The organism is Yoonia sp. (assembly GCF_030731595.1).
Classification (GTDB): Bacteria; Pseudomonadota; Alphaproteobacteria; order Rhodobacterales; family Rhodobacteraceae; genus Yoonia.
Map to the genome: position 1 here is coordinate 1 of NZ_JANQTS010000124.1, position 10,292 is coordinate 10,292.

Annotated in this window: 11 protein-coding genes and 1 pseudogene; 8 read left to right on the plus strand and 4 right to left on the minus strand. The window is 58.9% G+C overall.

Translation table 11 applies throughout. From position 1 onward, the window contains the following. Positions 1-179: 179 nt before the first annotated feature. The 8 genes from NWQ23_RS14405 (at position 180) to NWQ23_RS14440 (ending at position 7,879) form a co-directional block, all read left to right on the plus strand. Complete coding sequence (locus tag NWQ23_RS14405; protein ID WP_306167082.1) at positions 180-455, plus strand: hypothetical protein; 276 nt, start codon at positions 180-182, stop codon at positions 453-455. Between the two features lie 265 nt (positions 456-720). Further along, positions 721-2,196, plus strand: a complete 1,476-nt coding sequence (locus NWQ23_RS14410; protein WP_306167083.1) for an ABC transporter substrate-binding protein — start codon at positions 721-723, stop codon at positions 2,194-2,196. Positions 2,197-2,238: 42 nt separating this feature from the next. Further along, complete coding sequence (locus NWQ23_RS14415; protein WP_306167084.1) at positions 2,239-2,739, plus strand: GNAT family N-acetyltransferase; 501 nt, start codon at positions 2,239-2,241, stop codon at positions 2,737-2,739. Next, the gene (locus tag NWQ23_RS14420) at positions 2,736-3,680 is read left to right on the plus strand and encodes an ABC transporter permease (RefSeq protein ID WP_306167085.1); all 945 of its coding nucleotides are present in this window, start codon (positions 2,736-2,738) and stop codon (positions 3,678-3,680) included. Before NWQ23_RS14415 ends, NWQ23_RS14420 begins: the two co-directional genes overlap by 4 nt. Beyond that, complete coding sequence (locus tag NWQ23_RS14425) at positions 3,677-4,492, plus strand: ABC transporter permease (RefSeq protein ID WP_306167086.1); 816 nt, start codon at positions 3,677-3,679, stop codon at positions 4,490-4,492. The genes NWQ23_RS14420 and NWQ23_RS14425 overlap by 4 nt, the downstream gene beginning before the upstream one ends. After that, a complete protein-coding gene (locus NWQ23_RS14430; protein WP_306167087.1) occupies positions 4,489-6,075 on the plus strand; it encodes an ABC transporter ATP-binding protein in 1,587 nt (528 codons plus the stop codon). Before NWQ23_RS14425 ends, NWQ23_RS14430 begins: the two co-directional genes overlap by 4 nt. A gap of 63 nt (positions 6,076-6,138) precedes the next feature. After that, on the plus strand, positions 6,139-6,876 hold the full coding sequence (locus NWQ23_RS14435; protein ID WP_306167088.1) for a glucose 1-dehydrogenase: 738 nt from the start codon (positions 6,139-6,141) through the stop codon (positions 6,874-6,876). Beyond that, a complete protein-coding gene (locus NWQ23_RS14440) occupies positions 6,860-7,879 on the plus strand; it encodes a P1 family peptidase (protein ID WP_306167089.1) in 1,020 nt (339 codons plus the stop codon). The genes NWQ23_RS14435 and NWQ23_RS14440 overlap by 17 nt, the downstream gene beginning before the upstream one ends. Positions 7,880-7,889: 10 nt before the next feature. Here the strand turns inward: NWQ23_RS14440 and NWQ23_RS14445 are convergent, their stop codons facing one another. The 4 genes and pseudogenes from NWQ23_RS14445 to NWQ23_RS14460 all read right to left on the minus strand — a co-directional run. Continuing rightward, on the minus strand, positions 7,890-8,540 hold the full coding sequence (locus NWQ23_RS14445) for a hypothetical protein (RefSeq protein WP_306167090.1): 651 nt from the start codon (positions 8,538-8,540) through the stop codon (positions 7,890-7,892). A gap of 102 nt (positions 8,541-8,642) precedes the next feature. Next, positions 8,643-9,269 (minus strand): ferric reductase-like transmembrane domain-containing protein, encoded by a 627-nt coding sequence (locus tag NWQ23_RS14450; RefSeq protein WP_306167091.1) that lies wholly within the window; start codon positions 9,267-9,269, stop codon positions 8,643-8,645. After that, complete coding sequence (locus NWQ23_RS14455) at positions 9,256-9,723, minus strand: twin-arginine translocation pathway signal (protein ID WP_306167092.1); 468 nt, start codon at positions 9,721-9,723, stop codon at positions 9,256-9,258. The genes NWQ23_RS14450 and NWQ23_RS14455 overlap by 14 nt, the downstream gene beginning before the upstream one ends. 191 nt (positions 9,724-9,914) lie before the next feature. Beyond that, positions 9,915-10,292: pseudogene (locus NWQ23_RS14460) on the minus strand (ABC transporter substrate-binding protein); the annotation flags it as partial.

Here is a 10,292-nt window from a genome sequence, read left to right on the forward strand (position 1 = left end):
GCTAAGCATGGGTGCTACGCTTGCTCTGCTTCTGCTGGTGGAATGTTCCCTCTGGGTTCTAACATGGGCGCAAGCACCCATCCTACGCTTGCTGGCATCCAGATGGTCGCGGTGCTCAATGGAACCCAGATGGTAGCTTTAAAGGATTTAGAGAGCCAGAGAGTTGAAGGTAGACTTAAATGTCAAAGAAATTCAAGATTGGTGTCCAGTCTGCACCAGACTACGACGAGCTATTTGCGGAGATAGAGGTCCTCGACAACTTTGCTATTGTTGTCAGTGAGGAACGAGAAATTGGGAACTTGGACGTTGCCATTTTTTCGAAGGATCCCTGCTCTTGGGATAACTACATTTACTCAAAATATGATGAACAGAAGTTGGTTAGTCTAGATGAATTAATCGAAGCTTTGGAGTCTGCGCGATCCAAACTAGCAAATTTGAAAAGAAGAGTTACCTGAATTCATCGCCGAATATTGTCGGTCTAGACCAATCTCGATAGCCTCAGCAGGCAATGGCCACCGACCTCTACCGGATTACCGCCAATGACGTCTTGCTGGACTTCACGTACGGCACTCTTGTTCGGCGCTGATGCATCATCACCATCATCGCGCCTCCCCCCTTCAGCTTATCCGAGCATTCCCTACCCCGCACCCCAATCACCGCCAGCACTTGATTTGCGCCGCCGCTTCAGTGAACACTGTCACCCAACAACAGGGGGTCATCATGCACCATTTCAAACGCCTTGCCGCATCAACCGCTATCGTTCTTTGCGCGTCCGCTGCACTTGCGCAGGACAGCATCACCGTCGCAATCCAGTTCGAGCCGCCGAACCTCGACCCCACAGGCGGGGCGGCGCAGGCGATTGACTCTGTGCTTTACGCCAATGTTTTTGAGGGCCTTACCCGGTTTGATGCAGACGGCGCGATCATTCGTGGCCTCGCTCAAAGCTGGGATATCTCGGACGATGGCCTCGTTTACACCTTCAACCTTGCCGCTGGCGTCACCTTCCACGACGGCACCACAATGGATGCTGAAGACGTCAAATTCAGCCTTGACCGCGCCCGCGCCGAGGACAGCACCAATGCGCAAAAGGGCCTTTTCGCAGGCATCACCGATGTCACCGTCATCGACCCGCTGACCGTGCAGGTCACACTCGACCAACCCAACGGCAGCTTCCTGTTCAACATGGCATGGGGGGATGCGGTGATCGTCGCCCCTGAAAGCATCGAGAATATCGCCTCCAACCCCATCGGCACCGGCCCATTTACCTTTGCCGACTGGGTGCAGGGTGACCGTCTGGAACTGACCCGCAACGATGCTTACTGGGGCCCCGCGCCTGCACTAGCCAGTGCGACCTTCCGTTTCATCTCTGACCCGACTGCCGCCTTTGCCGCTGTGATGGCCGAAGACGTCGATGTCTTTGTCGGCTTCCCTGCCCCTGAAAACCTGCCCCAGTTCGAGGCTGATCCGCGTTTTCAGGTTCTCGTCGGCAATACCGAAGGTGAAACCATCCTGTCCACCAACAACAAGATGCCGCCCTTCGACAATCTGCTGGTCCGCAAGGCCGTGGCCCATGCGATCGACCGCCAGGCAATCATAGATGGCGCAATGTTCGGCTATGGCACCCCCATCGGTACGCATTTTGCCCCGCACAACCCTGATTACGTCGATCTGCTGGCCAATTCGCAATACGACCCCGACCTGTCCCGCAGCCTGCTGGCCGAGGCCGGGTTCCCCGACGGTTTCACCACCACGCTGAAACTGCCACCGCCATCTTACGCACGGCGCGGCGGCGAGATTATCGCCAGCCAGTTGCGTGCGGTGGGCATCGAGACCGAGATCACCAACCTCGAATGGGCGCAGTGGATCGAAGAGGTCTTTACCAACAAGGATTTTGGCCTGTCGATTGTCAGCCATACCGAACCGATGGATATCAACATCTACGCCAACCCCGACTACTATTTCCAATACGACAACCCCGCGTTTCAGGCTGTCATGGAAGAACTGAACGCCACAACCGACCCCGCCGGACGCAGCGCGCTTTTGGCCCAAGCCCAGACCATCATTTCCGAGGATTACGTCAACGGTTACCTCTTTGAACTGGCTGTCGCGACGGTCGCCAAGGCGGGGATCGAAGGGCTTTGGGTCAACCAGCCCACCGCTGCTGTCGATCTCACCGGCGTCAGCTGGGGCAACTAAGCATATGGCCCCGGTGCGTCACGACCCACCGGGGTCATTGTCATGCTGATCCGCCCTGAGTCGCCTCAAGACCACAAAGCGATCCGTGACCTGACGCGGGATGCATTCGCGCCGATGTCTTTCAGCGACGGCAGTGAGCCGGATATCATCGACCAGCTGCGCAAAGCGGGTGATTTGACACTGTCTTTGGTGGCTGAACAGGACGAGATCATCGGTCATGTCGCGTTTTCTCCAGCCAAAATCAGGAAGGCCAAGGGGGACTGGTACGGGCTAGGGCCAATCTCGGTCAGGGCCGATATGCAAAGACAGGGAATAGGTACAAAGCTGGTGCAAACCGGCCTAGATATGCTGCGAAAAAAGGGAGCGGCGGGGTGCGTCCTGACTGGGAATCCTGACGTCTACCGTCCGATGGGTTTCACGAATGAGCATGCGCTGACTTATAGCGGGCTCAACCCCAAATACATCCTTTTCATCGCCCTCAACGGCACCGCCCCCAAAGGCGAAATCAACTTCGCCCCCGCCTTGGAAGAGGATCACCCATGATCCGCTTTGCCGCTGGACGGCTGACTTCGCTGGTGATCAGCCTCATCGTCGCCTCCATCGTCATTTTCGCCGTGATCGAAGTGATCCCCGGCGATCCCGCTGCCTTTATGCTTGGCGTGAATGCCCGCCCTGATACAATTGCCGCTTTGCGGGCGGAAATGGGGCTCGATCAGCCAGTCATACAGCGCTATTTCGCTTGGGTCGCGGGCATGCTGCAAGGGGATTTCGGCACATCATGGACTTATAAAACCCCCGTGTCAGACCTGATCGCGGACCGCATCTGGGTCTCGCTGCCGCTGGCGATCTATGCGCTGGCGCTTTCTACTCTCATCGCTTTTCCGGCGGGCATCTATGCAGCCAGCAGACGTGGCGGCGCAGGCGACACCGCCATCATGGGGGCCACCCAACTGGGCGTCGCGATCCCGAATTTCTGGTTCGCGATGATCCTCGTGCTGATCTTTGCCATCAACCTGCGCTGGTTTTCGGCGGGGGGCTTTCCGGGCTGGGATAACCCGTTCCAAGCCATCAAATCCCTGACACTTCCCGCGATTGCACTGGCCCTACCGCAAGCGGCGATCCTTGCACGGGTCATGCGGTCATCCCTGCTGGATATGCTGGGCGAGGATTTCATCCGCACCGCCCGTGCCAAAGGGCTAACCCAACGCCAAGCACTTTGGCGGCACGCTGTACGCAATGCGTTGATCCCTGTGCTGACCATCATCGGCCTACAGTTTTCGTTCCTGCTTGCCGGCGGGATTATCATTGAACAGGTGTTCTTTCTGCCGGGTCTTGGGCGGTTGATCTTTCAATCCATCAGCGCGCGCGATCTGATCGTCGTGGAAAGCGTTGTGATGCTGCTGGTCTTTGTCGTGATTGTCGTAAACTTCCTTGTCGATCTGGCCTATGCCGCCGTCGATCCACGGCTGCGAACCAAGTCATGAGCCGCAATCTGATCATCGGTGCGGCACTCACCACGCTGTTTATCGCCCTCGCCGCGATCTCCTTCCTGTGGACCCCTTACGATATCGAAACCCTTGATATCCCGGGCAAACTGCAAACGCCCAATGCAGCGCATCTTCTGGGGACCGACCATTTCGGGCGGGATATCCTGTCGATGATCATGATGGGCGCGCGCACTTCGATTGCCGTGGCTCTGGTCGCTGTCGGGATCGGTATGGGGCTGGGCATCCCGCTGGGCCTGCTGGCGGCAGCGCGGCACGGGTCGCTGCTGGACGAATTGATCATGCGCGGGAATGATCTGGTCTTTGCCTTTCCCTCGCTGGTGATCGCCATCCTGATCACGGCAGTCTTCGGGGCCTCTGCGGTGAACGCAATCATCGCCATCGGCATCTTCAACATTCCTGTCTTTGCACGCCTGACACGCGGCGCGGCCCTGCCCCTGTGGGAACGTGACTTTATCCTTGCCGCCCGCGTCTGCGGGAAATCGGCGGCGCGGATATCCATCGAACATATCCTGCCCAATATCACCAACCTGATGATCGTGCAGGGTACCATCCAGTTCAGCCTTGGCATTCTGGCCGAGGCCGCACTCTCCTACATCGGCCTTGGGGCGCAACCACCCACCGCCAGTTGGGGGCGGATGCTGGCAGACGCGCAAACCTTGGTCAGCATCGCGCCACACACCGCTTTGGTCCCGGGTTTTGCGATCCTGCTGATGGTACTGGGGCTAAACCTGATGGGCGACGGTCTGCGCGACTGGCTTGATCCGCGGATCAGGGTGGTCCGCACATGAGCTTGCTCGCGATCAAGGCGCTGTCGGTCTCTATCGGCGATGCGGCCATCCTGCATGACATTGATCTGGACATGCGGGCCGGAGAGATCGTGGCGATCACGGGCGAAAGCGGGTCGGGCAAATCCATGACGGCGCTGGCGGTCATGGGGCTTTTGCCGCGCGGAGCAAAGGCCAAAGGCCAGATCATACTCGACGGGCACGACATCCTGCAAACGCCCGAACCCGCGCTTTGCAAGATCCGCGGCAAGACGGTTGGCATGGTCTTTCAGGAACCGATGACAGCCCTCAACCCTGTCCAGACGATTGGCGCACAAGTGGCCGAAACGATCCTGATCCACGAAAAAACGACAAAGGCCGAAGCCAATAAACGGGCAGCGGCCATGCTGGAACGGGTCGGCCTGAAAGTCCCGCCCAGTCGCTATCCGCATGAACTTTCCGGCGGGCAGCGCCAGCGTGTCGTCATCGCCATGGCCATAGCGCTGCGCCCCAAATTGCTGATCGCGGATGAACCGACCACCGCGCTTGACGTGACCACCCAAGCCCGCATTCTGGAGCTGCTGCGGGGGCTGGTGCGCGAATTCGGGATGGGGCTGCTCATCATCACCCATGATCTGGCAGTTGTGGCCGAGATTGCCGACAAGATCGTCGTGATGCAAAAAGGACGCGTGGTCGAAGTGGGCGCAACCCAAGACCTGCTGACCAATATGCAGCACCCTTACACCAAGGCTTTGTTCGCGGCATCCAGCCATCTTGTACAACTGCCTGTACATACAGGTTCTGTACAACTTCTGTCCGCAAAACATATCACCCGCGACTATCCCTTGCCGCGCAAAACCCTGCTCGGGCCGCGCCCCACATTCCGCGCCCTCGATGATGTATCCTTCTATATCGACCACGGCGAACGGGTGGGGCTGGTGGGTGAAAGCGGTTCGGGCAAATCGACCCTAACAAGGGCTATTTTGGGTCTGGAGGACGTACAGAGCGGCGAAATCACGCTTGATGGCGCGCCCGTTTTCACCGGCAAAAAGCCCAACCTGGCCGTGCGGCGCAAGATGCAAGTCGTGTTCCAAGACCCCTACAGCAGCTTCAACCCGCGCCACCGCGTTGACCGGCTTATTACCGAACCTTTCCACCTTCTGGAAACCCCGCCAACAGGCCAAGCGCGCACCGATGCCATCGCTAAGGCGCTGACTGATGTGGGGCTTTCGCCGGATGACGCAGGCAAGTACATCCACGAATTTTCCGGCGGACAGCGGCAGCGGATCGCGATTGCCCGCGCCCTGATTATCGAACCCGAACTCATCATCTTTGACGAAGCAGTATCGGCACTGGATGTCTCGGTAAGGGCGCAGGTGCTGGACCTGATCGCTGACCTGTGCCGCAAGCGCCCTCTGGCCTATCTGTTTATCAGCCATGACCTGTCGGTCGTGCGGACTGTGACAGATCGGGTCTTGGTGATGCAGGCGGGAAAAATCGTGGAACAGGGCGAAACAGAGACTGTTTTGACCCAGCCCAAGCATCCTTACACACAAGCTTTGATCGCGGCGGCCCCGCAACTGCCCCAGCTCAAGCAGGCCGTCTGAAAAAGGGATTGCAGCGCAGAGCAGCATCTCTACGCTGGCAGCAACAATATGTGGAGGGGAAACATGCGGCTGGCCAATAAGACGGCGATTGTCACCGGGGGCGGCTCTGGTTTCGGGGCTGGAATTGCCCGGAAATTTGCAGCCGAAGGCGCAATGGTTTTCGTGGTCGACATCAATCCGGAGGCCGCCCAAACCATTGCAAATGAAATTGGCGGTCTTGCTATTGCCTGCGATGTGGGCAGCGCCGTTTCAGTCTCTAACCTTGCCGAAACCGTCCTTTCCCAAGGTCCGCTCGATATCCTTGTGAACAACGCGGGCGTCACCCATCTGCCCGGCGCGATGGAGGATATCAGCGAGGACGACTTCGACCGCGTCTTCACCGTGAACATGAAATCGGTCTACCTGACCGCGCGCGCCTTTGTGCCCCATTTCAAGAGCCGGAACGCAGGCGCGATCCTCAATGTCGCCTCGACTGCGGGGGTTTCCCCGCGCCCGCGCCTGAACTGGTACAATGCTTCAAAGGGCTGGATGATCACGGCCACGAAAACCATGGCGGTCGAACTGGCCCCCCAAGGCATTCGGGTGAACGCGATCAATCCTGTCGCGGGGGAAACACCCTTGCTTAAGTCTTTCATGGGCGAGGATACCCCCGAAATCCGGGCCAAATTCCTGTCCACAATCCCCTTAGGCCGGTTTTCCACACCCGAAGACATGGGCAATGCTGCCTGTTTTCTATGTTCGGACGAGGCAAGCATGATCACGGGCGTTGCAATGGAGGTGGACGGTGGCCGCTGCATATAAACCGGGACCCAGAAACCTGATTACGGATGTGGCGGGCCTCAGGGTCGGCAATGCGCAAGACGATCACATCAAGACCGGCAGCACGGTTCTGGTCGGTGACAGGCCCTTTATCGCCAGCGTCCATGTGATGGGCGGCGCGCCCGGAACCAAGGAAACCGACCTTCTGGCGCCCGACAAGACCGTGCAGGACATCGACGCGCTGGTGCTATCGGGTGGGTCGGCCTTTGGGCTGGATGCCTGTTCGGGCGTCATGGACGGGCTACGCGATATGGGGCGCGGCTTTGCTGTCGGTGCGATGCGTATCCCGATCGTGCCCGGGGCGATCGTCTTTGATTTGATTAACGGCGGGGACAAGGCTTGGACCGATAACCCCTACCGCGCCTTGGGGCGCGCGGCCCTGAACAACGCCCGCGCTGACTTTCAGATCGGCACTGCGGGGGCTGGCACAGGTGCGATGGCCGCGATGCAAAAGGGCGGGCTTGGCTCGGCTTCTTTGGTGCTGGCTGATGGCACGACGGTGGGAGCTTTGGTTGTGGTGAATGCTTTGGGCAGCGTGACCACCCCCGGCGACCGCCATTTCTGGGCAGCCCCTTTCGAGATTGATGGCGAATTCGGCGGTGCGGGCCCAGACCCGATTGCGGGCCATGTCACCCCGGCCCCCAGCCGGAAAGAGCAGGCGATGATGCTGCAAGCAGCCGAAGGTGCAAACACCACAATCGCCATCGTTGCCACCGATGCACCGCTAAGCAAAACGCAATGCCACAGACTGGCCGTGACCGCCCACGACGGCATGGCGAGGGCAATCGTGCCGGCACATACGCCGCTTGATGGCGATCTGGTCTTCGGGGTTTCAACGCGTGCGGGCACCCCGGTTGATCAAACGGCTTTCCGAGAGATCGCAGCGGCGGCGGCGGTCTGCCTTAGCCGCGCAATCGCGCGCGGGGTCTATGAGGCCACGCAAGCCGCGGGGGATATCATTCCCACCTATCGTGCGATGAACTGAAATCGGGCAGCTAGATCTGCTCTTCCAAGAAGTCGTATATTTCTTGGACTTTCCCCATGATCTCCTGCGCCAACGCTTCGGAAGAAGTGGCATCACTGTCCCAAGTGGCAGTGATGGCAAGCTCTTCATCCCGCGCTAGAACTGGCATCTGGCACTGCCCCGTCTCGCAATAGATCACCAAAGGCGCAATCGCCACATAGGGCGAGACGATCTGACAGCTCACGCGGTCAGTGTTTGTGGCCTCGACACAAAGAGCACTGTCTCCGCGCCACGTCACTGTGTCAGGCCGGGCGAGTGTCTCGCGGTGCAAGACTGCATTGGCCTCTGCCTCTGCGATGGAATCGTCATATTTGACCAGCTGCAAGTCCACCAGATCCAGCCCAGCGACAGCCAGATCAACACCGACGCTTGCGACAACGGGGATAGGCAAGGCACGCCCGTCTTTGGACACCTCCTCGACCGCGCGACAGATGCTGCGTTCTGGCAACAAAAGGCGCGTGCCATTTTCATCGAACGCGCGAAAGATCACCCCGCCACGGCGCAGGACCCCGTCGCTGTCCTCGCGCCCGAAATCAACAAAGCGATAGCTGGGCGGGCAAGTCTCTGCAAAGGCACCTTGGGCGGATAGGCAAAGCAGGATTGCCCAGAGTATCCTGTACATACTGTTCTCCTATCACTCTGGCCTATCAGGCGCGACAAGACCGTGAAAATCACGGTGATGGTAGACTGAAAACGCGCGCAAGCAAAAGATCGTGCATGCGCCCTAGCGGCCCCGCAGCCCGATCAACCAGACCTTGCGGCGCGCTATTGCAAGGCTCAGCGCCGCGATAAGGCCCAAGGACAACAACGCTTTGCTAAAGGGCTCCATCGTGCCGGTGATTTGGGCCGCATGGACAACAGTGCCCAGCACAACCACCACCACAAGCGCCGTATGCCCCCATCGCCACAGACGCAGGGGCATAAGATGCCGGAAACGCGCAAGCAGGGCCGCGGCAAAGACCGCCCACATTGCGGCAAGCCCCCAAACGGCAAAGGGGGTCGGCGAACGCAACAAAAGCACATCAACGACATCCGGCGGGCTGGTGATCCACAGCCCACCTACATGAACAATCACCGCAAAGACGATAAGACCTCCAAGCCTGCGATGAAAAAGCCGGCTTTGAACGATGGATAGTCCGGGCAAGGCAGTGGTCGCCAGAAAGGGCTGCACCAGCATCACACCCATTGCGATAATCCCGGCAAACCCCGCCATGATATAGATCGGATCACGCCATTGCAGCTGCGGGCTTTGCAAAGCGGCAATCACAGGCACAAGCCCGGCAAAGGCAAGCACCCCCCAGACCAATACCGAACGCCAACGTGATCTGGGCGACGGGTCAGGCTGGCTCAAGCACGAAATCCACGTTCAGAGTAGTATCGTTGGGGCTGGCCATAAGAGGGCGCAAGAATACTGTTTTGAAATCACCACTGTCATAGGCCAGATGGCCATGAGCCTGCCCGAATGCAGGCACAATCTGGGGCATCTCGAGCCGGAAAACACCATTTGCATCGGTCAGCACTGCACCATGGCTATGGGCGTCACGCTCATGTCCTTCGGTGGTATGCGCCCAGACCTGAATGCGCTGGCCTTGCAGCGGTGCCCCGTCACCAGCGCGGCGCACCGTCCCTGTCATCCAGAAACCGCCGCCACCGATACGCTCGACAATCGGCGCACCGGGACGATAGTTGTTGGCGCCACCTCGCATTGTGGGTGTCGGGGCCAAACCTGCGGCATGAGCTGGCGTCAAAAGTGCGGCACCGCCAAGGGCAAGGGCCGTGCGACGGGTGATCAAAGTCCGTGTCATGAAACATCTCCAGTTTGCGGCAATGGCTTGAAATGGATGATAGCACATCATCGGGAAATTCCGAGCGTGGCGCCCCGCCAATTTCCCTCAAAGCTTCGTGAAGCATCCCATTGATGTGCAAAAGGCCCCGGGGCGAACCCGGAGCCTTTCAGTAGGTGATCCGGGGCTAAACCCCGGCCTGCGTTGCCTGTTTAGTTCAGCGCGGCATCCGTAATCACGCTGGTCCATGCACCTTCGGGCTGCGCCGAGATCACAGGATCAGAGCCTCCGGCCAGCAACGTGTCGACAGTCCGCTGGAAATCGGCCGGATCAAGCGCGCCGTTCGACCCTGCGGTCAGTTTCGCGATTTCCTGCATCATACGGACTTGGGCTGCTTCTGACTGCGCACCGGTTTCATCATATTCGATGATGATCGCGCCCGCAGCTTCGGGGTTTTCTTCGGCCCACTTCCAGCCTTTCATAGAGGCACGGACAAACCGCACCATCTTGTCTACGAAGACCGGATCTTCCAGATTTTCTTCCAGCACATAGATCCCGTCTTCAAGCGTCGCGACACCCTGATCTTCGTA

Excerpts from the sequence above, each read along its gene's own strand:
- NWQ23_RS14430 (WP_306167087.1), top strand. The coding sequence starts at position 4,489 with ATGAGCTTGCTCGCGATCAAGGCGCTGTCGGTCTCTATCGGCGATGCG.
- NWQ23_RS14415 (WP_306167084.1), top strand. The coding sequence starts at position 2,239 with ATGCTGATCCGCCCTGAGTCGCCTCAAGACCACAAAGCGATCCGTGAC.
- NWQ23_RS14435 (WP_306167088.1), top strand. The coding sequence starts at position 6,139 with ATGCGGCTGGCCAATAAGACGGCGATTGTCACCGGGGGCGGCTCTGGT.
- NWQ23_RS14455 (WP_306167092.1), bottom strand. The coding sequence starts at position 9,723 with ATGACACGGACTTTGATCACCCGTCGCACGGCCCTTGCCCTTGGCGGT.
- NWQ23_RS14445 (WP_306167090.1), bottom strand. The coding sequence starts at position 8,540 with ATGTACAGGATACTCTGGGCAATCCTGCTTTGCCTATCCGCCCAAGGT.
- NWQ23_RS14420 (WP_306167085.1), top strand. The coding sequence starts at position 2,736 with ATGATCCGCTTTGCCGCTGGACGGCTGACTTCGCTGGTGATCAGCCTC.
- NWQ23_RS14405 (WP_306167082.1), top strand. The coding sequence starts at position 180 with ATGTCAAAGAAATTCAAGATTGGTGTCCAGTCTGCACCAGACTACGAC.
- NWQ23_RS14410 (WP_306167083.1), top strand. The coding sequence starts at position 721 with ATGCACCATTTCAAACGCCTTGCCGCATCAACCGCTATCGTTCTTTGC.
- NWQ23_RS14425 (WP_306167086.1), top strand. The coding sequence starts at position 3,677 with ATGAGCCGCAATCTGATCATCGGTGCGGCACTCACCACGCTGTTTATC.